The following is a 19,963-nucleotide window of genomic DNA, read 5'->3' as shown; positions in this document are numbered from 1 at the left end:
ATAAGTCTCGGAGACGGACTCCGTTCAACCTCTTGCTCCTGGTTCTGTCCGAAAGAGTGTCGGATACGGACTCCGGTTATCCTCTTGCTCCTAGTCCTGTCCGAAAGAGTGTCGGAGACGGACTCCGGTTAACCTCTTGCTCCTGGTTATGTCCGAATAAGTCTCGGATTCGGACTCTGGTTATCCTCTTGCTCCTAGTCCTGTCCGAATGAGGGTCCGATTCGGACTCCGGTCAACCTCTTGCTCCTGGTTCTGTCCGAATAAGTCTCGGATACGGACTCTGGTTATCCTCTTGCTCCTAGTCCTGTCCGAATGAGGGTCCGATTCGGACTCTGGTCAACCTCTTCATCCCAGTTCTGTCCGAATAAGGCTGCAATTGGGACTCCGGAATCCTTTTCATCCTGGTTCTGTCCGAAAGAGTGTCGTATTCGGACTCCATTCAACCTCTTCATCCCAGTTCTGTCCAATGAGTCTGCAATTCGGACTCTGGTCAACCTCTTCATCCCAGTTCAGTCCGAATAAGGCTGCAATTGGGACTCCGGTTATCCTCTTGCTCCCGGTTCAGTCCGAATAAGGCTGCGATTGGGACTCCGGTTATCCTCTTGCTCCTGGTTATGTCCGAATAAGTCTCGGATTCGGATTCTGGTTATCCTCTTGCTCCCGGTTCTGTCCGAATGAGTCCTCCGATTCGGACTCCGGCTATCTCTAAAAAAGTTAAATCTTTTTACTTGAATAAATATTTTTAATTTGTTAAAATTCAATTAATTAAAAGGGCTATGTGTAACTGGCGAAACACGGAGTACCGTGAGGGAGCACGTAGTATCGAAACGAGCCGTTCGCCTGGGCAGAGGTAAGGGATTTTGGTCCTTTACCTCTTTGTGCATTTAGGGGGGAGCACATTCATAAACGTTAAATAGGGTTTGGAATCGTCTTTCGTATCTGAAAATTTTGGGGATATAAACAATTCAATTAATAAAGGGAGAGATTCTAATGGCAACATTAACGGCAAATAAGGTAAAAACAATTAAAACATTAAATAATATCGCTCAAACTGGATTAAACGTGTTTAATCAAGATCAATATGTGATTGATAATAACAGCGAAAATCCAGATGCGATTGTTGTTCGTAGCTTTAACATGCATGAAATGCAGTTTGGCACAGGGTTAAAAGCCATCGCTAGAGCAGGAGCGGGTGTAAATAACATTCCAGTTGAAAAATGCACGGAACAAGGTATTGTTGTGTTTAACACTCCTGGAGCCAATGCAAACGCAGTTAAAGAGCTAGTGTTAACAACAATCATGGCGGCTTCTCGTAATCTATTTGAAGGAATCTCTTGGGTTCAAACGTTAAAAGATGAAGGAGAACAAATTCCGAAATTAGTAGAAGCAGGCAAGAAGCAATTTGTTGGAAAAGAAGCGAAGGGAAAAACACTTGGAATCATTGGACTAGGTGCAATCGGTGCCCGCGTTGCAAATGATGCCCTTGATTTAGATATGGATGTCATTGGTTTTGACCCGTTTATTTCTGTTGACACAGCTTGGAATTTAGCTCGCAACGTCCAACGTGCCATGACCATTGAACAGCTATTTGAGAACTCTGATTATATTACTGTTCATGTGCCATTAACGGATGAGACAAGAGGCATGTTTAATAAAGAAACGTTCAGCATCATGAAACCAGATGTGTATATTTTGAACTTCTCACGTGGTGAGCTTGTGAATGAAGATGATATGAAAGTTGCCTTAGAAGAAGGGAATGTAGGAAAATATATTACAGATTTCCCTAATGAAAATGTTTTAAACATGAAAAATGTTGTTCCGATCCCACATCTTGGGGCTTCAACGAAAGAATCTGAAGAAAATTGCGCGATTATGGCAACTCGCCAAGTCAAAGAATATTTAGAAACAGGAAACATCGTTAACTCAGTCAACTTTCCAAACGCTTCTTTGCCATATGTAGGAAAGCCTCGTGTAGCTGCTTTTCATAAAAATATACCAAACATGGTCGGCCAAATTACTTCAGCGATTTCAAGCTATGGTTTAAACATTGCGGATATGGTGAACAGAAGCCGTGGCGACTATGCTTACACAATGCTTGACATCGATGATCAAGTAGGCAGCGACATTATCCCAATCCTAGAAGAAAAAGTTAAAGCCATTGCTGGAGTTGTTACTGTAAGAATTATATAACTTCATTCAGTAAAACCTCCACTTCTATAAGTATGCAATGAAGTCCAAAGAGGTTTCTGATTTAATGAGAGTTAAATTTCGGCTGAATGAAGTTAGGCCTCCGGCGGATGCCACGGATTTATTAAAGGTATTTTATCGAGCGAGCTCAATAAAAATCCGGGCGCAAATTCGACGGGCGAATTTGATTAATAAAGTAAGAGCAAATCCTTTGTGGTTTGCTCTTTTTTTAGGTTATAGAAAAAAATCAATATAATGGTTAAACTAATAGAAAAAATAAACGAGGTCACTTTATGAATGCAAATTTTCAAGATTATGATTTAAGTCCAGAAATTACTAAGGCCCTACAAGCCCTAAACTACCTTTCCCCAACAGACGTTCAAGCGAAAGTCATCCCCACCGCATTAAAAAGTAAAGATTTAATTGTTGTTTCGCAAACCGGAAGCGGGAAAACGGCTGCGTATGGGATTCCCCTTTGTGAAAAGGTGGTATGGGAAGAGAATAAACCGCAGTGCTTAATTTTGACACCGACACGAGAGTTAGCTGCACAGGTTAGAGAGGACTTAACCAATATAGGCAGATTCAAGCGGGTCAAAGTAACAGCACTCTTCGGTAAGCAGTCCTTTGCCAAGCAAAAATTAGAATTGAAGCAAAAAACACATATTGTTGTGGGTACACCTGGAAGAGTTCTCGATCATATTGAAAAAGGGACCTTCCCTATTGAAGAAATAAAATATCTTATCATAGATGAAGCCGATGAAATGCTGAATATGGGGTTTATTGATCAGGTCGAGGCAATTATTCAAAAGCTACCAACAGACCGTGTGACCTCCGTTTTTTCAGCAACAATGCCTGATGAGGTAAAAAAATTATGTCAAACATATATGAATTCACCATTTGAAATTGAAATCGAAGCATCTGGCAGAACAGTAGACAGAATTGACCATGCTTTACTGATGACAAAAGACGAGGAAAAATATGCTCTTCTAAAGGACGTAACGACTGTGGAAAATCCAGATAGCTGTATCATTTTTTGCCGAACCCAAGAACGTGTAGATGATGTGATGGAACAGTTAGACCTTGATGAGTATCCATGTGACAAACTTCATGGTGGGATGTATCAAGAAGACCGATTTGCTGTCATGGATGATTTTAAAAGAGGCGTGTTTCGCTATTTAGTCGCGACCGATGTGGCCGCAAGAGGAATTGATGTTGAAGACGTTTCCCTTGTGATTAATTACGACATCCCTTTAGAAAAAGAAAGTTATGTTCATCGTACAGGAAGAACAGGCCGAGCAGGTAAGTCAGGGATGGCGATTACATTTATGACTCCTTTTGAAGAGAGATATCTAAAAGAGATTGAGGAGTACATCGGGTTCCAACTCCCAAGAATGGAGAAACCTTCAATTGAAGAAGTAGAACGGATGTCAGCCGCTTTTCATGAAAAACTCAACGAAAAGCCCGAGTTAAAAGAAACAAAAAGTGCAGCTTTAAATAAGGGAATTATGAAGCTGTATTTCAATGGAGGCAAGAAAAAGAAACTCAGAGCCCTAGACTTCGTCGGTACGATTGCTAAAATCGAAGGTGTCTCAGCGGATGATATCGGGATTATCACGATTGAGGAAAACGCCTCTTTTGTCGAAATTTTAAATGGAAAAGGGCCTGTCGTTTTGAATGCCATGAAACACACAACCATCAAAGGCAAAAAACTAAAAGTCTACCAAGCCAAAAAGTAGAAAAAAGGGGAACCATCCATTTTTGTGGTAATTCGTTTTGAAATTTGTCACAACCTGTCGTTAGTTTGAGTTTTCTAATAATAAAAGAATAAAACATCCCGTGCTATACTATTAACAACTTAAGCACCTGATTAAAATAACTAACGAAAGAGTGGATAAAAAAGATGCTTGCAGAATTAACAAAGCGATTCCAACAAGTTAAGAAGTGTGAACCATTACATGTTAATGAATTACTCGATTATCTACAGAAAAGTTATATTTATGGTGAATTATCGATTGTTGAATATAAGAAAATCTATAGTGAATTAGACAGACTAAACGCAGAAAAACCGAAATCATTTGAGTTTGCAGCTATATAAGGATTAGAAAAGGAGATGACCGGATCATCTCCTTTTTTTATTACTATTTAACGTAATTTATCTCGACCGTTCTTAAAGAATAAACAAGGGGTCTTCCTCAAGTTTATTTTTATTTAGGCTAGAATTATTATATGATAGGTTGTACAGTGATATAGAAATTTGAGGTGTAAGCGTGTCAGAGACCACAATAAGAATTCATTCAAAATTTGTAAATAAAATGAAAAGCGGAAGTCCAATTATTTTAAAAGATGCCATTTTAAACATAAGGGACCTTCATAGGGAAGGCATGTTGCTCAGGTTAGTTGATGAACGTGGGCAATTTATTGGAAAAGGATATTATGGAAAGCAAAATAAAGGCTATGGCTGGATATTGACGAGAAAAGAGAATGAGTCCATTAACGGAGTGTTTTTTCAACAAAAAATTAAGAAAGCAATTGAAAATAGAAAATCATTTTTTGAAAATGAAGATACAACCGCCTTTCGGGTGTTTAATGGCGAAGGGGACGGAATTGGCGGCTTAATCATTGATTACTTCGATGGATTTTATGTCTTCCATTGGTATAGCGAAGGCATCTATCAATTTAAAGAGGAAATCATTGATGCCATTACAAGTCAATTTTCTTACAAGGGCATCTATCAGAAAAAACGATTTGCCCAGGATGGAAAGTATGTTGAAGAGGATGACTTTGTAACAGGTGAACGAGGAGAATTTCCCCTTATTGTAAAGGAAAATGGAATCCATTTTGCTGTTTATTTGAATGATGGGGCAATGGTAGGTGTCTTTTTAGATCAGAGAGATGTCCGTAAAGCGATTCGCGATCGGTATGCTGAAGGAAAAACGGTGCTTAATACGTTTTCCTATACGGGAGCTTTTTCAGTCGCGGCTGCATTAGGTGGAGCAACGAAAACAACGAGTGTTGATCTAGCCAATCGCAGTAAGTCTAAGACGATTGAGCAGTTTAGCATGAACGAGATTGATTACGAGGCCCAAGATATTATCGTCGAGGATGTCTTCCGTTATTTTAAATATGCGGTTAAAAAGAATCTCAGTTTCGATTTAGTTATTCTCGATCCACCTAGTTTTGCGCGCTCGAAAAAAGTCACGTTTAGTGCAGCAAAAGATTATACAAACTTGTTAAAACAAGCAATCGCCATTACTTCAGATGACGGTGTTATCGTAGCGTCAACCAATAGTGCGGCCTTTGATATGAAAAAATTCAAAGGATTTATCCACACCGCTTTCCAAGAGACAAATGAAAAGTATGAGATCCTGGAAGAGTACGGGTTACCCGAAGATTTTAAAACCATAAAGGAATTTCCTGAAGGAGATTATCTCAAAGTAGTGTTTATTAAGAAGCGATAGGAAGCTACTGTTATTTCTAATCTTTGCATGAAGACGATTTAGATTAAACAGCTATGTTATTTGGTCTTCATCGAGTTTGTGAAGACCGCTTTGCCCGAAATTTATGCAGAAATATGTCTTCATCGAGGCCCTGAAGACCGTTATGTAGGAAACTTATGTTGAAATATGTCTTCAACGAGTCTCTGAAGACCGTTTTGCCCGAAACTTATGCAGAAATATGTCCTCATCAATGCACTGAAAACACGATCTACTAAAGAAAAAGGCTACTAATCTGATCTTCATCATCGTTCAACGTCCATATCACAGAAAAAGGAACCTCAGTCAGGTTCCTTTTTCTTTGATTAACATTTTAATTCGTAACCCCTGTATAAAAATGAATCGCATCCCGTAAAAACTGGGCTGCACCAGGCTCAATTTTATCATAGTAGGCAGTAAATCGTTCATCATCCACATACATTTGTGCAAGGCCAGCGTGGGCTTTTTTGCTGTAGTCTTTCCAATGAAACATTAGCCACTTTTTGTGCAAATCAGCGGTCTTCTGGGCTAACTCTCCAGTAGGATCCCCTGTTTTCATGGCTTGTGCTAAGGTAACGTTGATTTCTTCACCAATCAGTGTCATTTCCTTATACTGTTCTTCTGTCATATTCATCAGTTTGGAATTCGAGGCATCTACCGCTTCTTCCCCATATTTATCACGAGCTTCTTGTCCATACTTTTGCTCGTTTTCATCAATCATTTTCTTCTTAAAGCCTGCAAACTTTTCTTTATTAGACATCGTCATTCTCCCTTCCTTTGAGGCGATGGTTTTAGTAACGTTGGCAATTAGCACATCTAATTGCATTCTTTTTTCAAGGAGTTCCTGTAGGTGCTCTCTTAGTGCTTTGTTGGAGTCAAAGGCAGGGTTAGTGAGGATTTCTTTAATATCCTTTAATTCCACACCTAGTTCTCTATAAAAGAGAATTTGCTGTAACCTATCGACTTCCTCTTGAGCATAAATTCGATATCCTGATGAGTTGATTCTTGCCGGCTTAAGAAGGTCAATTTCATCATAATATCGAAGGGTCCGTGTACTAATCCCTGCCAATTTCGCTAACTTTTGCACGGTGTATTCCATTCTATTTCCCTCCCTGTAAACTAACCATACACCTTGACGCAACGTGAAGGTCAATCATATTTATAGACATTTTTTTGTGAAAAAATAACTCCTAAAAATATCTTATGAGACAAGGTACATTTCTTTTTGTCCTATTATCACGGTTGCAAACAAGTATTCTAAAATAATAAAAACCCTTTTGCTTTATAAGGTATTAATACCTATAATATTATTGATATTATAAAGAATGTTAAAAGGGAGAATGTGAAATGAAAGCGAAAAATTACTTTTTTGCTATAGTGTTTATGGTTTTTGTAGCATTACTAGCAGGATGTGGAACAGCAGGAAACGAAAAATCAGAAGGTGCTAAAGAAACACAAAGCAATTCCGAAAAGGCAGTCGAAACTTCAGGGGAAAATATGACCCTTGAAGTAGGCGTAATGCCAGCGGTCGATTCTGCACCGATCTTTCTAGCTGATCAAAAAGGCTATTTTGAAGAACTTGGTCCTGATGTGAATGTTCAATTGTATACAAATGCGATGAACCGTCAAAGTGCCCTACAAAGTGGTGAATTAGATGGAGCAATGACAGATGTGATCGCTTTAGTGAATAACGTTGAAAATGGCTTTGATATTAAAGTAACAACTAGTACGGATGCTTCTTTTCCTTTTTTAATCAATAAAGATTTTGATGAGAATAAAAAAGACATTAAAGTCGGTATGATGGAAGTAAGTGTATCCAACTACTTAGCTGACAGAAGCCTTGAACCATATAATGTGCAAAAAGTATATATTAATGAAATACCCGCTCGTCTAGAAATGATTGCAAAGGGTCAATTAGATATGGCGGTTATTCCTGAGCCAATGGCATCACAAGGGGAATTAAATGGTCTTAAAAAAGAATTGATTGAAAACATGGATGAATTTTCACCAGATGTGATGGTGTTTACAGGCAAGGCGATCGGAGAAAAAGCAGAAGCCTTAAAACTTTTCCATCAAGCCTATAATAAAGCTGTGGATGAAATTGTCAAAGACGATTCAGAAGCCAGAGACATCCTTATTCAAACATTGGATTTGAAACCAGAAATCAAGGAAAATATCATCATGCCCGAGTATCAACATGCTAGAGTCCCAAGTGAAGAGTTTCTTCAAAGTGTGATGAAATGGAATGAAGAAGTCATTGGGAAAAAAGTGAATGTTAGCTATGAAGAATTAGTCGATGGGAGCTTCATTCAGTAATGATTGAAGTCGATCAACTTCAAGTACGTTATGGAGCGGATACAGCCATAAGCAATATTTCGATCAACATGGAAAGCAACTCAACTTATGCGATTATCGGTCCATCAGGCTGTGGAAAAACGACCTTTCTCTATGCTTTGGCCGGTTTGATAAAACCTACCTCTGGGTCAATAAAGGTGAATGGGGAGGTGCTGACAGGGATTCGAAACAGTACCGGTCTCATTTTACAGGATTATGGACTTCTTCCCTGGAAGACAGTCTGGGAAAACATCGCTTTTCCATTAAAGTCGAGGAGAATACCTAAAGCTGAAATCGATCAAAAGGTGACCGATATCCTTGAAAGTCTTAGTATGGAACGGTTTAAAAAAAGACTGCCTGGTGAACTAAGCGGCGGCCAGAAGCAACGGGTGGCCATTGGAAGAACATTGGCACTCGAGCCTGACTTGTTATTGATGGACGAGGCAACCTCTGCTTTAGATGCCATGACAAAGGAGCATTTGCAAAACCTGATTTTAAAAACGTATAAGGAGCGACAAATGACCTTAGTCATGGTCACGCACAATATCGAAGAAGCTGTTTTTCTCGGACAGAACATTATCGTCATGGAACACGGGAAAATTAAACAAATCATCAAAAATCCGCACTTTGGTGCAGAAGACTTACGAAATAATCTCGAGTTTTACCAAATTTGTTTAGAGGTAAGGAAATGGTTGGATGAAGAAGCATTCATGGATTAGACAATTACGAACATTATATGGACTTCTCGTTGTCCTTCTCTTTTGGTATGTGCTTCATCTCCTTATCGAAACATCTGCCATTCCATCGCCATTCGCAACCATTGGCAACTTTATTGAGATCTTTCCAGGTGAACTAAGCATTCATCTATTAGTAAGTTTTTTAAGGATTTTAGTGGCGATTGTCATCTCTCTTATAGCTGGAACGATCATCGGTCTTTGGATTGGCATGAGTAAAAAAGCAGATGAGCTTCTCTCGCCCATTGTGTATATTTTATATCCATTGCCAAAAATTGCTTTTCTGCCAATCTTGATGATTTTATTTGGGCTAGGAAATACCCCAAAGATTGTGCTTATTATAACAATTGTCATATTTCAAATCATCGTTGCCGTTCGTGATGGTGTTCAGGAAATTCCAAAAGAACTGTTCTATTCAGTGAAATCACTGGGGGTAAATAAGCTTGAGATGTACAGGCATTTAATTATGCCATCTGTGCTCCCGAAAATCATTACTGCGATTCGAATCAGTGTAGGGGTCAGTATTTCTGTGTTATTCTATGGTGAAAACTTTGCCACCACCTATGGAATTGGTTACTTCATCATGGACAGCTGGATTAAAGTGAATTATGTAGAAATGTTTAGCGGCATATTAGCCTTAAGCATCATGGGATTTGTTATTTTTAAAGTCATTGATTTCATAGAGTTTAAAGTTTGTGGATGGATTAGAATAGGTAAATAAAAAGAGGCGGATAGCCTCTTTTTTTTAACTTATTATTAATGCCAGAATGGTTGTACAGTTAAAGGCAATATGAAGCCAGTTGGTTATTCGGATTCCGCTTGTTTTAGGGAGTGCCACTTTTTTGCAAGCTCGAATGGCTATAGGCAAGGTTAAAAACACAAGTAAAGTTACGGTAGGCATGCTTCCTGTTAGCACTAAAAGGGCAGTCATGCTATAGGCGATAACCATGAGAGAAATAAATAAAGCCCTTCCTGCCTTTTCTCCTATTATTACAGTCAGGGTTCGGATACCAAGATCTTTATCTCTATCATAGTCTCTAATTTCATTTGAAAGCATGAGCAACGGAATCATTAATGCCGCTGGCGTCGTTAGAATAATCGGTTCTAATGAAACTTCGCTCGTAAATACCATATACGTTCCAAGTACCATCAATGGTCCCATTAGAATAAACGATAAAAGGGCTCCAAGTCCTTTCCGTTTATAAACAAACGGCTCCCCTGTATAGGCATATGAACCAATCATTCCAGCAATCCCGATATAGTATAGATTAGGAGTGCTATACTGAACAAGCACATACCCAATCGCGAAAAATCCGACTAAACATAACATGCTTAGAGCCAAAACTAATAGATCAAAGCCTGTTCTTTCATATTTTAAAAACTTATACGTCTTTTCCCCGTGTCGATGATACTTAAAGGACCCTTCATAAAAATCATTAATCAAATTGGCACAGCTCTGACTTAGAATCGCCCCGACATAAATAAGGGCCATTTTAAAAATATCTAATCTTAAATCACCTGATAATAACTTCCCTTCTAGGTGTGTAACGAGAAGACCTAGAGTAATGGATGCAAGAGCAAGTGTTAATGAAAAAGGTCTGAGCGCAATCCATAAGTCCTTTAAGACTTTAACATAATATCCTTTTGAAACTGGCATTTTTCCATCTCCTATAATTGTTATGTATTTCACAATGAAGTGAAGAAGTTGGTTGAAATATAACTTAACTAGATGCATGATTAAATTAACAAAGATCAGTGGGTAAAACAATGAACAATTTAGCAACATTTCTTTAGTAACAGAAAAAGCCTAACACAAAGGTGTCAGGCCCTTTTTAAATCAGCCGCTTCTTTTATTAGTAGCCCATATAAGCGGAACCAACAATAATTAACAAAATAAACAATACAACTAGTAACGCAAATCCATGTCCAAACCCAGAACCAGATTGACTCATAATCGTATTCACCTCCAACTAGAAATAGGCGCTTTCACCCTAGTAATTCCTGAAGCTAGCTCCGATAATAATTAAAAGGATGAAAAGCACAACGATCAACGCAAAGTTTGAACCACCGCCATAGCCACCACCGTAGCCTCCTCCGTAATTGCTCATGAATTGCTCACCTCCAATAATGTCTGGAAGTTCCCTTAGAGAACTTCATATATTACAGTATGTTGTAAATAAATATTTGAAAGGGACAACCATCTAGTAAATAGAAATTCCATATATATCATTATTGGTTCCTATTAAAATAAGAAATTTGTCTTTTGTGTTTTTGATAGTTATCATCCATTTAATTAATCATGATTACAGGTGAATTTGGTTTGAGCTTTCATATAGATATACATGAGAGTTGCCACTCTTCCTTTTGGAGTATGAGGATTGACTTTAGGACGGAGACATTCGAGGAATTTGCGATCACAATAACACTGTGGATGTCTATCTAAACAAAGATCATGGTATTTACAACAAGCATCAACATCATTAATTGGTCGGCCTGGCCCACTACAACCAGGACCACACCATCTGTAGCCAGGAAAAATACAAAATGCAGATCGATTATTTTTTATAGGCATTCTACTAGCTCACCTCCATTCCTTTTCATATAATAATCTATGTTTTTACAGTAATTTAGCTTGTACACTTGTAACATTGGAAAGTAAAGGAGGTAAAAAACCAAAAAGAAAGAAAGGAGTACTTCTTTCTTTTTGATTCTCTGATAAATTAATACTTGATATCTAGTAAAATATGTTTGCTATAAGATAAATGCCTCCCATAGAAAGCCTTTATACGCGAGCCTTTTTATAAGTATGGGAGTACAGTTTAGGAAACAATATTTACTTTTCGTGTAAACTTGAAAGCGGAACGGTCTGCTCGTTATTTGGTTCATCAAGAGGGTAAATTCGAGCGGTTTCCGTTTGTTCATCAACATGTTGTATATAAACAGGTTCCTTATTATAGACAACTTGAACCAGATCTCCAGACTCTGAAATTTCCTTCGCGCGTTGTGAATTCATTATTATCACCTCCTATGTCAACCTTACTATTTACTTAGATTGCTTTTTATATTCCATTAAAGACAGTGATTGCCAATCCCTTAACAAAGTTGGCGTTTTCCGGTATATGTGGAGTAAAAGGAGCTCACCCCTTATTTTATAGATAAATTTTTTGTATACTTGTAAAAGTGACCTCAAATTCTTAGGAAGGAGCATGTGTATATGAATATCAAGTTAAGTCCGAAAATCATGAAAGACATGTGCGGAACCGTCTCCTTCAAAAGAGGAGAGGCCTTTTACCGAGCAAACAAGGTAACCTTTACTCAATATGATGAAAATGTTTGTGAGGCGATTGTGACAGGGGCAGAGGAATTCCACGTCACGATCCAAAAGGGAGAACGTTCCATTCATACGAAGTGCAGCTGCCCTCAATTATCGTCTTTCCAAAAAGACTGTCAACATATTGCAGCTGTTCTACTATCTATATATGAAAAACAAAGACAGGGTACTTCGGCAATTGAAGTCAAATCGTCACCTTTAGCAGAAGGATTCATATCTCTATTTCAATTAAGTCCTGTCCAGTCCAGCGGCAGTCAACAATACTTTGAAAACAGGCAAGTTCTTGAACTAGGATTTACGCTTAAGCCTTTTGATAAAATGATGGCCATCGGGATTGAACTCGACTCTACCTTTATACAGGATATACGATTCTTTTTAAAACAAGTGCAATCAGGGCAAACTTATCCGATCACTCCAACCTTTACGTATCATCCGAAGAACTACTGCTTTCATCAAAATGTAAATAAAATTTTAGAGCAGCTTATAAAAGTCATGGTCGATGAAACATTTTATCAGGACATTGACACAAACAAGCGATGGCTCTTCATTCCACCCTCGTTATGGGACAATCTATTACACTTATTAAAACCGATCTCGTTAGTAAAACTTGAGTACTTTGAAACCGTCTATGAGAAACCACAAGTATCGACTGATCCACTTTCACTCGAATTTCACTTAAGGGAAAATCAAGGCTATCAGCTTGAAATAAACGGGTTGGATGAAATCATTGTTCTAAAAGCCTATCAAACCGTTTTATCCAAAGGTAAGATTTTTCGCTTCAAAAACGAGGATTGTCAGCGTCTTATTGATATGAAAAAAATGCTAAAAACAAAAAATTACATTCCAATCCCAGCTGACCAGCTTGCCTTTTTTAAAGAAAAAATCATCCCTGGGCTCAAAACATTAGGGGGTGTTCAACTAGCAGATGAATTGGCCCATCAAATGTTGAAAGTTCCTTTGCAAGCGAAACTCTATTTGGATCGTGTGAATAATCGTTTGTTAGCCTCTCTCGAATTTCAATACGACCATATCCTATTTAATCCGCTTGAAGAAGAAAAGCTCGAGATGAACCCTCTGCTCATAAGGGATGTCCAAAAAGAAGAAACCATCTTGCAATTGATGGATGACAGTTCATTTGCCAAAACCGATAGCGGATATTATATGCAAAATGAGGAATTAGAATATGAATTTCTCCATAATATCATTCCAAAGCTCGAAAAATTTGTTGTTGTTTACGCGACAACAGCGGTTAGAAATCGAGTGATTGGTGTAGGGGTTGGCCCCCGCATTCGGATTAAGATGAGAAAAGAGCGGATGAATTGGCTTGAATTTAAGTTTGAATTGGACGGCATTCCTGACAAACAAATTCGCGAAGTATTACAGGCGTTAGAGGAAAAACGAAAATATTATCGTTTGAAAAATGGATCTTTGCTTTCGTTAGAAACAAAGGAATTTCAACGGCTCCAACAATTTCTTAACGAAATTCCATTAGACCCCGAGGATATGGAGAATGAGCTTGATATTCCCATTGCAAAGGGCATGCGGCTTTTAGACATTTTAGAGGAGCATCGTGATCTGTTAACGATCGAGGAATCGTTTCAACAATTTTTAAATGAGATTTCTCATCCGGAATTACTGGATTTTAAGATCCCGGCCCGGCTAGATTCGGTATTACGAGACTATCAAAAAAATGGCTTTAAATGGTTTAAAACCTTGGCACACTATGGATTTGGCGGAATTCTGGCAGATGATATGGGGCTTGGGAAAACCTTGCAAAGTATTTCGTTTATTGTCTCTGAATTGGATAGCATACGGGAAAAGAAACAGCCTGTTCTCATCGTTTGTCCAACCTCCTTAACGTATAATTGGCAGAGTGAATTAATGAAGTTTGCACCGGAATTACAAGCGCTAATTATTGACGGGGACAAGCAAGAACGCTTTCTTTTACAAAAAGATGGAATGGATTCAGATGTTTTAATCACATCCTATCCCTTACTGCGAGCAGACATCAAATGGTATGAAAAACAACCGTTCCACATGGTCTTCTTTGATGAAGCCCAGGCGTTCAAAAACCCGTTCACCCAAACGGCTAAAGCAGTGAAAAAGGTCAGGGCAACACACTCCTTTGCGTTAACAGGAACTCCAATAGAAAATTCACTTGAAGAACTATGGTCGATTTTTCATGTCGTGTTTCCAGGGTTATTAGGAACGCTAAAGGAATTTAGTCATTTGAGAACCGAAACCGTTTCAAGGAGAATTAAGCCGTTTTTGCTGCGGAGGAAAAAAGAGGATGTTCTCAGAGAGCTTCCGGAAAAAACAGAGGACCTCGTAGGGGTTGACTTGTTGCCGGATCAAAAGAAACTTTATGCGGCCTACTTAGCTAAGTTAAGACAAGATTCATTAAAGCATCTTGATAAAGAGACTTTCCGAAAAAATCGGATTAAAATTCTTGCCGGGTTAACAAGACTTAGACAAATCTGCTGCCATCCGAGCTTATTTGTTGATGGTTATAAAGGCAGTTCAGCTAAATTTGAACAAGTTCTTCAATTGTTGGAAGAAGCTCAAACGTCTCAAAGGCGGGTTTTAATCTTTTCCCAATTTACAAAAATGTTAAATCTAATTGGCAAAGAATTAACCACTCGGGGAATCTCCTATTTTTATCTTGATGGGCAAACCCCTTCTGAAGAGCGGGTGGATCTATGTGATCGCTTTAATTCAGGTGAGCGAGACTTTTTCCTCATTTCCTTAAAGGCAGGAGGAACCGGCTTAAACCTTACCGGGGCAGATACGGTGATTCTCTATGATTTATGGTGGAACCCAGCGGTAGAAGAACAAGCAATGGACCGCGCCCACCGAATCGGACAAACAAAAGAAGTTCAAGTGTTCAAACTAATTTCCCGTGGTACGATCGAAGAGAAAATAAACGAACTCCAAGCAAAAAAGAAAGATTTAATTACCAACATAATTGATTCAGATGCAGCGGCAACCTCCGTATTAACGGAAGAGGATATCCGTGAATTATTAAGCTAAAGAGGACAGGGATTGTTTTTGAACGCCATTCTTCCTTTGTAAAATAATATATTTTACTAGACAACTCGATAACTAAAGTGCTAAAATATTCTTAATTTATTAAACCTATGAGCAAGAGTAGTAGGAATTGGGATTTGTACTTAGAGAGCCGCTGTATGGTGAAAAGCGGTTGCAATGATAATTCTGAATGGACTTGTGAGGGAAGCCTGAAATCGTTGGAGAGAGTAGGTGCTTACGGGGAACCTATCCGTTATCATAAGGGTGTATATGATTGTATACATGTAGAGTGGGCGTTTTACGTCAATTTGGGTGGTACCGCAGAAGTCACAAAGCTTTTGTCCCTATATGAGGGGATGAAGGCTTTTTTTATTTTAACTTCATTCAGCAAAATCCCTCCACCTCTTTTAAGATGGGGGACGAATGCTGAAAGGTACGATCAATTCTATGAACGAATTTGATAAAAAGGAGATAGAAACTTATGGCAAAAGGAAGATTTGGAATCCATGGGGGTCAGTATATCCCTGAGACCTTAATGAATGCAATTATTGAACTGGAAGAAGCTTATACCCATTATAAGAATGACCCAGAGTTTATTGCAGAGTTGTCAGACCTATTCAACAACTATGCAGGGCGGCCATCACGGCTTTATTATGCGGACAAAATGACAAAGGACCTCGGCGGTGCAAAAATCTACTTAAAACGTGAGGATCTAAATCATACCGGTTCACACAAGATTAATAATGTACTAGGTCAAGTCCTGCTGGCAAAGCGGATGGGAAAAACACGCGTGATTGCCGAAACAGGTGCGGGACAGCATGGGGTTGCCACAGCAACTGCAGCAGCCCTTCTTGGGATGGAATGTGAAGTTTTCATGGGCAAAGAAGATACAGAAAGACAGGCTCTTAATGTGTATCGAATGGAATTGCTAGGCGCCAAAGTACATGCGGTGACAAGTGGAACGCAAACATTGAAAGATGCGGTAAATGAAACAATGCGTGAATGGAGCAGCCGGGTTCATGATACTCATTATGTCCTCGGTTCAGTGATGGGACCACATCCATTCCCAACGATTGTCCGTGACTTTCAAAGTGTAATTGGTCGTGAAACAAAACAGCAGGTGATGGAATTAGAAGGCAGACTTCCTGATGCAGTTCTAGCATGTGTTGGTGGCGGAAGCAATGCGATGGGGATGTTTTATGATTTTATTGAAAATGCAGAGGTTCGTTTAATAGGCTGTGAGGCTGCAGGTCATGGAGTGGAAACAGATAAAACCGCGGCTACAATGGCAACAGGCTCAGTAGGTATTTTCCACGGTATGAAATCTTATTTTTGCCAAGATGAATACGGGCAGATTGCTCCGGTCTATTCGATTTCAGCGGGCTTGGATTATCCTGGTGTCGGTCCTGAACATGCGAACCTCCATGACACAGGGCGTGCTGAATACGTTCCAGTTACGGACGCTGAAGCGGTTGACGCATTTGAGTATCTTTCACGTGTAGAAGGAATCATTCCGGCGATTGAAAGTGCACATGCTGTAGCCTATGCGCGGAAGTTGGCACCAACAATGAGTCAAGATGAAATCTTGGTGATCTGTCTTTCAGGTCGAGGCGATAAAGACGTAGCGGCAATCGCACGTTACAGGGGGGTACAAATCGATGAATAAAATTGAAAGAATTTTTGCCGATGGAAAGGCGTTTATTCCGTTTATTACTGCAGGAGATCCATCACTTGAAGTAACTGAACAGCTAGTCGTTGAAATGGCTAAAGCGGGAGCGGATTTAATTGAGCTTGGAATCCCTTTTTCTGATCCGATAGCAGAAGGTCCTGTTATTCAGGAAGCAGACATTCGCGCCCTTTCCGTCGGGGTGACGACTGATAAAATATTTGACATGGTCAGTCGGATTCGCAAAACTTCTGATGTTCCACTCGCTTTTATGACTTACATTAACCCAATTTTTACTTATGGGACTGAACGGTTCATGAAAAACTGTCAAGAAGTCGGTGTTGAAGCAATTATCGTTCCCGATGTTCCGTTTGATGAAAAAGCCGAGTTGCAACCTTATTGTGAAAAATACGGGATAACCTTAATTTCCATGATTGCTCCAACTTCTCAAGACCGTATTCAAACAATCGCAAGGGAAGCAGAAGGGTTCATTTATTGCGTATCCTCAATGGGGGTTACGGGTGTGCGCAGTGAAATTAGTAGTGATGTTGCCAACATGATTAAGTTAGTAAAAGAGGTTAAAGACATCCCTTGTGCGATTGGCTTTGGAATCTCAAACCCTGAACAAGCAGCACAAATGGCGGAAATTTCTGATGGGGTCATTGTCGGAAGTGCCATTGTAAAAATCATTGGTCAATATGGAGAAAAGTGTGTGCCTCATGTCGTTGAGTTTGTTAAAGAAATGAAAGCCGCAACTAGAAAAGTGAACCAGGCTTAAGCTGCAGTTGATTAGAGTTAAAGAGTTTGGGATTAAGAATCCCAGGCTCTTTTTGCGTCGTTGGCTGCCATACGGGGCTGATTAATTTGGATAGGGCTGGTGATCAAGTAAGTGTAGGCAGAGTTCGAAGCAGGGAGGTTCAGACAGGAGGAGCCAAGAAAGTAACGCAACCATAGTCAGAAAAAGAACCGAGTTCAGACAAAGAAGACCAAAAAGGTTCAACACATTGCCGAATTAACTCCTTAAAAGGGCAGCTTATTTCTATTTAAAAAGTCTCCGGTTCCCACCGATACTTCTCCACATCAATACGATCTTTCTCATCAACGACAATTCCTTCTTCTTTTAACAACGCAACTTGGACAAAATGGCCTTCATCATCTTTAATAGCAATTTCTCCTTTTGCATTTACAACTCGATGCCAAGGCAATCCGTATGCACGACTCATTGAATGAAGTATTCGTACAACTTGCCGAGCCCCTCTAGGACTTCCACCGATTGCAGCGATTTGTCCATATGTCATAATCCGCCCCTTAGGAATCGATTGGATAATTTTAATAACGTTCTTTGTAAAAGGCTTCATATCATTCAACCCCCGTTTTTAGTGTAGTTTTTCTTATATTCTCTTTAAATAGTATTAATATCGTATTATACATACATTCACAGAGTAAAAAAATTAACAATATAAAGTAAATAATTTTTAAAATTTTTACAATTATAGAAATATTTTTGGAAACCATAGCAAATTTCAAAAAACCTTTTTACAAATAATCCTAAAAACCAACAATTTTTTCGCCTTTTCTGTTTGAACTACACGGAATCAAGCGGCTTGTCAATGCAAATTTGTGAATTGTTTGTGGAAATTTGTCGTTAGTTTGAAATGTTAGAAAATTATTATCCAAGAAATAGCATGATATAATTTTTTTAAGGCAAAGAGTTTTAATAACCAATGAAGGAGTGAAGAAAAATGTTAGAGATCTTAACCCAACGCTTTAATAATGCTAAAAAACGCAATCCGTCACATGTAAATGAATTACTAGATTTTATCCAGGTGTGCTATATTCAAGGTGAATTAACAATTACGGAATACAAAGGTTTCTTTAGCGAATTAGATAAACAAAACGCTGAAAAACCAGAGGTTTATATTATCAAAAATACACCATTTAACACTTTTAATATACCTGGATAAAGAATGTGCGGGGCGGGAACTCCGCTTTTTTTTATTTTATCATTTATATTAAAGATGATTAGAATGATAAACTCCTCATTTTTTCTTCGACAAGAAAACACATATAAATAGATATTTCACACTCTTAACGATTTATAAGTGTTTTGCTTTCTGTATATTCAAATCTAAAAATATAAAAAACTACATTTTTGTAGGAATATGTCGTTAGTCTGAAAATTCAAATAAGTAGTTAAACACAAGGTTTATGTTATAATTTATTTCGTAGCATATGAAAGCGTATCCATGTAAAATTGTAAAAACGAATGAAGGAGAGATGTTAAAATGTTATTGGAAGATTTAACTCGACGCTTTAATTTAGTGAAAAATTACGATCCTTTACATGTAAATGAATTATTGGACTTTGTACAAAGAAGATATGTTTCTGGCGAAATCTCAATTGCTGAATATAAAAAGTTATTTTTTGAATTAGATCAATTAAAGGCAGAAAAACCACATTCATATTTTATTAACACTATTCCTTTTAGTAAAGTGAATCTTCCAGGTTAATAGAGACCTAGTATCTCCCTATTAGGAAACTTAGAATAAGTCTCCGTTCATTCAAATAACTATGAGTATATGACGATTAATATAATAAGCAATTCAAATGATCATCAAAAAAAGAGGCCCTTTAGCCTCTTTTTTTTTGATGTCTTTTTTTGCAGAATTAGCCTCTTGAGGAAAGCGCTTCATAAACGTTAAAGGAATGTTCACAAGGATCTGTCTGAAAATGCGATACAATGAACATATGTGAATGAAATAAAGATCAAACATATTGAATGTACACATACAGTCATAATAAGAAGGTGAAAAATATGACGGGGCTTTCAATTAGTGCCTTATTAATCCGTTTCGTTATAGGTGGATTAGCGGTTGTGTTAGCGACCATTGTCTCTAAAAGGTTAGGAGAAAAGGCGGGAGGAATCTTTGCTGCCTTTCCAGCGGTATACTTAGCGGCTTTACTTACCGCTAGTCTTGACTTTAATGGGGATGAATTGATTTCCTACTCCATTCTCTTATCACAAGGAGCGATCGTTGGAATGGTTATAAATATTATCATGGCGATGATCGCTGGCTACCTTATTCCAAAATTCGGTTGGAAACGTGAATTAACAGAAGCGCTCGGATGTTGGTTTATCATTTCCTTTATCGTCGTAACGTTTACTTCATAAGGAATGGGACGACATCCATAGAATTAGAAATAACATAGA

21 protein-coding genes, 1 riboswitch and 1 other annotated feature are annotated in these 19,963 nt (G+C 38.5%); of the genes, 13 read left to right on the top strand and 8 right to left on the bottom strand.

Annotated elements, in window-relative coordinates; translation table 11 throughout:
- Positions 1-284: 284 nt before the first annotated feature.
- Entirely contained in the window at positions 285-494 is a 210-nt protein-coding gene (locus tag R4Z10_RS17865) for a hypothetical protein (protein ID WP_338470629.1), read from the bottom strand.
- A 276-nt stretch (positions 495-770) separates the two neighbouring features.
- A riboswitch (ZMP/ZTP riboswitch) is annotated at positions 771-853 on the top strand.
- Positions 854-990: 137 nt separating this feature from the next.
- Between R4Z10_RS17865 and R4Z10_RS17860 the strand changes: the two genes are divergently transcribed.
- From R4Z10_RS17860 to R4Z10_RS17845, 4 genes are all read left to right on the top strand, one after another.
- Entirely contained in the window at positions 991-2,190 is a 1,200-nt protein-coding gene (locus R4Z10_RS17860; protein WP_338470628.1) for a phosphoglycerate dehydrogenase, read from the top strand.
- Between the two features lie 290 nt (positions 2,191-2,480).
- Positions 2,481-3,923, top strand: coding sequence for a DEAD/DEAH box helicase (locus R4Z10_RS17855; RefSeq protein ID WP_338470627.1), 1,443 nt, complete (start codon positions 2,481-2,483; stop codon positions 3,921-3,923).
- A gap of 164 nt (positions 3,924-4,087) precedes the next feature.
- Complete coding sequence (gene yppF, locus R4Z10_RS17850) at positions 4,088-4,282, top strand: YppF family protein (protein ID WP_338470626.1); 195 nt, start codon at positions 4,088-4,090, stop codon at positions 4,280-4,282.
- Between the two features lie 172 nt (positions 4,283-4,454).
- The gene (locus tag R4Z10_RS17845; protein WP_338470625.1) at positions 4,455-5,645 is read left to right on the top strand and encodes a class I SAM-dependent rRNA methyltransferase; all 1,191 of its coding nucleotides are present in this window, start codon (positions 4,455-4,457) and stop codon (positions 5,643-5,645) included.
- Positions 5,646-5,994: 349 nt separating this feature from the next.
- Here the strand turns inward: R4Z10_RS17845 and R4Z10_RS17840 are convergent, their stop codons facing one another.
- Positions 5,995-6,759, bottom strand: a complete 765-nt coding sequence (locus R4Z10_RS17840; protein ID WP_338470624.1) for a MerR family transcriptional regulator — start codon at positions 6,757-6,759, stop codon at positions 5,995-5,997.
- 248 nt (positions 6,760-7,007) lie between these two features.
- Here R4Z10_RS17840 and R4Z10_RS17835 point away from each other — a divergent pair, with 248 nt between their 5' ends.
- The 3 genes from R4Z10_RS17835 to R4Z10_RS17825 are packed head-to-tail and all read left to right on the top strand — an operon-like array spanning position 7,008 to position 9,449.
- Positions 7,008-7,976, top strand: a complete 969-nt coding sequence (locus tag R4Z10_RS17835) for an ABC transporter substrate-binding protein (RefSeq protein WP_338470623.1) — start codon at positions 7,008-7,010, stop codon at positions 7,974-7,976.
- Entirely contained in the window at positions 7,976-8,713 is a 738-nt protein-coding gene (locus tag R4Z10_RS17830) for an ABC transporter ATP-binding protein (RefSeq protein WP_338470622.1), read from the top strand. The genes R4Z10_RS17835 and R4Z10_RS17830 overlap by 1 nt, the downstream gene beginning before the upstream one ends.
- Positions 8,691-9,449 carry an ABC transporter permease gene (locus tag R4Z10_RS17825; RefSeq protein ID WP_338470621.1) on the top strand — a complete coding sequence of 253 codons (759 nt, stop codon included), beginning with the start codon at positions 8,691-8,693 and terminating at the stop codon, positions 9,447-9,449. Before R4Z10_RS17830 ends, R4Z10_RS17825 begins: the two co-directional genes overlap by 23 nt.
- Before the next feature lie 24 nt (positions 9,450-9,473).
- Here R4Z10_RS17825 and R4Z10_RS17820 read toward each other — a convergent pair whose 3' ends face one another.
- From R4Z10_RS17820 to R4Z10_RS17800, 5 genes are all read right to left on the bottom strand, one after another.
- Positions 9,474-10,385, bottom strand: a complete 912-nt coding sequence (locus R4Z10_RS17820; RefSeq protein ID WP_338470620.1) for a prenyltransferase — start codon at positions 10,383-10,385, stop codon at positions 9,474-9,476.
- A 196-nt stretch (positions 10,386-10,581) separates the two neighbouring features.
- Positions 10,582-10,680, bottom strand: a complete 99-nt coding sequence (locus R4Z10_RS17815) for a YjcZ family sporulation protein (RefSeq protein WP_338470619.1) — start codon at positions 10,678-10,680, stop codon at positions 10,582-10,584.
- Positions 10,681-10,719: 39 nt separating this feature from the next.
- Complete coding sequence (locus R4Z10_RS17810) at positions 10,720-10,836, bottom strand: YjcZ family sporulation protein (protein ID WP_338470618.1); 117 nt, start codon at positions 10,834-10,836, stop codon at positions 10,720-10,722.
- Positions 10,837-11,021: 185 nt separating this feature from the next.
- Positions 11,022-11,300, bottom strand: a complete 279-nt coding sequence (locus tag R4Z10_RS17805; RefSeq protein WP_338470617.1) for a phospholipase — start codon at positions 11,298-11,300, stop codon at positions 11,022-11,024.
- Positions 11,301-11,561: 261 nt separating this feature from the next.
- Complete coding sequence (locus R4Z10_RS17800) at positions 11,562-11,741, bottom strand: small acid-soluble spore protein H (protein WP_338470616.1); 180 nt, start codon at positions 11,739-11,741, stop codon at positions 11,562-11,564.
- Between the two features lie 201 nt (positions 11,742-11,942).
- Here R4Z10_RS17800 and R4Z10_RS17795 point away from each other — a divergent pair, with 201 nt between their 5' ends.
- The 3 genes from R4Z10_RS17795 (at position 11,943) to trpA (ending at position 17,530) form a co-directional block, all read left to right on the top strand.
- On the top strand, positions 11,943-15,089 hold the full coding sequence (locus R4Z10_RS17795; protein WP_338470615.1) for a DEAD/DEAH box helicase: 3,147 nt from the start codon (positions 11,943-11,945) through the stop codon (positions 15,087-15,089).
- A gap of 98 nt (positions 15,090-15,187) precedes the next feature.
- Positions 15,188-15,435 (top strand) — a binding site (T-box leader).
- Positions 15,436-15,567: 132 nt separating this feature from the next.
- Positions 15,568-16,752, top strand: coding sequence for a tryptophan synthase subunit beta (gene trpB, locus R4Z10_RS17790; RefSeq protein WP_338470614.1), 1,185 nt, complete (start codon positions 15,568-15,570; stop codon positions 16,750-16,752).
- On the top strand, positions 16,745-17,530 hold the full coding sequence (gene trpA, locus R4Z10_RS17785) for a tryptophan synthase subunit alpha (RefSeq protein WP_338470613.1): 786 nt from the start codon (positions 16,745-16,747) through the stop codon (positions 17,528-17,530). Before trpB ends, trpA begins: the two co-directional genes overlap by 8 nt.
- A 265-nt stretch (positions 17,531-17,795) precedes the next feature.
- Here the strand turns inward: trpA and R4Z10_RS17780 are convergent, their stop codons facing one another.
- Entirely contained in the window at positions 17,796-18,110 is a 315-nt protein-coding gene (locus tag R4Z10_RS17780; RefSeq protein ID WP_338470612.1) for an MGMT family protein, read from the bottom strand.
- Between the two features lie 384 nt (positions 18,111-18,494).
- On the opposite strand from R4Z10_RS17780, the gene yppF (R4Z10_RS17775) reads away from it, so the two are divergent.
- From yppF (R4Z10_RS17775) to R4Z10_RS17765, 3 genes are all read left to right on the top strand, one after another.
- Positions 18,495-18,716, top strand: a complete 222-nt coding sequence (gene yppF, locus R4Z10_RS17775) for a YppF family protein (RefSeq protein ID WP_338470611.1) — start codon at positions 18,495-18,497, stop codon at positions 18,714-18,716.
- Positions 18,717-19,037: 321 nt separating this feature from the next.
- Positions 19,038-19,262 (top strand): YppF family protein, encoded by a 225-nt coding sequence (gene yppF / locus R4Z10_RS17770; protein WP_338470610.1) that lies wholly within the window; start codon positions 19,038-19,040, stop codon positions 19,260-19,262.
- 305 nt (positions 19,263-19,567) lie between these two features.
- Positions 19,568-19,924, top strand: a complete 357-nt coding sequence (locus tag R4Z10_RS17765; RefSeq protein ID WP_338470609.1) for a DUF3147 family protein — start codon at positions 19,568-19,570, stop codon at positions 19,922-19,924.
- Positions 19,925-19,963: the final 39 nt, after the last annotated feature.

Source organism: Niallia sp. XMNu-256, from assembly GCF_036670015.1.
Taxonomy (GTDB): domain Bacteria; phylum Bacillota; class Bacilli; order Bacillales; family Cytobacillaceae; genus Bacillus_BD.
The sequence above is the reverse complement of the archived record's forward strand: the minus strand, read 5'-3'. Positions and strand labels throughout refer to the sequence as shown.

Bases quoted from the DNA above. Each gene is read 5' to 3' on its own strand.
- R4Z10_RS17800 (WP_338470616.1), bottom strand. From the start codon at position 11,741: ATGAATTCACAACGCGCGAAGGAAATTTCAGAGTCTGGAGATCTGGTT.
- R4Z10_RS17795 (WP_338470615.1), top strand. From the start codon at position 11,943: ATGAATATCAAGTTAAGTCCGAAAATCATGAAAGACATGTGCGGAACC.
- R4Z10_RS17780 (WP_338470612.1), bottom strand. From the start codon at position 18,110: ATGAAGCCTTTTACAAAGAACGTTATTAAAATTATCCAATCGATTCCT.
- R4Z10_RS17825 (WP_338470621.1), top strand. From the start codon at position 8,691: ATGAAGAAGCATTCATGGATTAGACAATTACGAACATTATATGGACTT.
- R4Z10_RS17855 (WP_338470627.1), top strand. From the start codon at position 2,481: ATGAATGCAAATTTTCAAGATTATGATTTAAGTCCAGAAATTACTAAG.
- yppF (WP_338470626.1), top strand. From the start codon at position 4,088: ATGCTTGCAGAATTAACAAAGCGATTCCAACAAGTTAAGAAGTGTGAA.
- R4Z10_RS17830 (WP_338470622.1), top strand. From the start codon at position 7,976: ATGATTGAAGTCGATCAACTTCAAGTACGTTATGGAGCGGATACAGCC.
- yppF (WP_338470611.1), top strand. From the start codon at position 18,495: ATGTTAGAGATCTTAACCCAACGCTTTAATAATGCTAAAAAACGCAAT.
- trpB (WP_338470614.1), top strand. From the start codon at position 15,568: ATGGCAAAAGGAAGATTTGGAATCCATGGGGGTCAGTATATCCCTGAG.
- trpA (WP_338470613.1), top strand. From the start codon at position 16,745: ATGAATAAAATTGAAAGAATTTTTGCCGATGGAAAGGCGTTTATTCCG.
- R4Z10_RS17810 (WP_338470618.1), bottom strand. From the start codon at position 10,836: ATGAGCAATTACGGAGGAGGCTACGGTGGTGGCTATGGCGGTGGTTCA.
- R4Z10_RS17820 (WP_338470620.1), bottom strand. From the start codon at position 10,385: ATGCCAGTTTCAAAAGGATATTATGTTAAAGTCTTAAAGGACTTATGG.
- R4Z10_RS17860 (WP_338470628.1), top strand. From the start codon at position 991: ATGGCAACATTAACGGCAAATAAGGTAAAAACAATTAAAACATTAAAT.
- R4Z10_RS17805 (WP_338470617.1), bottom strand. From the start codon at position 11,300: ATGCCTATAAAAAATAATCGATCTGCATTTTGTATTTTTCCTGGCTAC.
- R4Z10_RS17815 (WP_338470619.1), bottom strand. From the start codon at position 10,680: ATGAGTCAATCTGGTTCTGGGTTTGGACATGGATTTGCGTTACTAGTT.
- R4Z10_RS17840 (WP_338470624.1), bottom strand. From the start codon at position 6,759: ATGGAATACACCGTGCAAAAGTTAGCGAAATTGGCAGGGATTAGTACA.
- yppF (WP_338470610.1), top strand. From the start codon at position 19,038: ATGTTATTGGAAGATTTAACTCGACGCTTTAATTTAGTGAAAAATTAC.
- R4Z10_RS17835 (WP_338470623.1), top strand. From the start codon at position 7,008: ATGAAAGCGAAAAATTACTTTTTTGCTATAGTGTTTATGGTTTTTGTA.
- R4Z10_RS17765 (WP_338470609.1), top strand. From the start codon at position 19,568: ATGACGGGGCTTTCAATTAGTGCCTTATTAATCCGTTTCGTTATAGGT.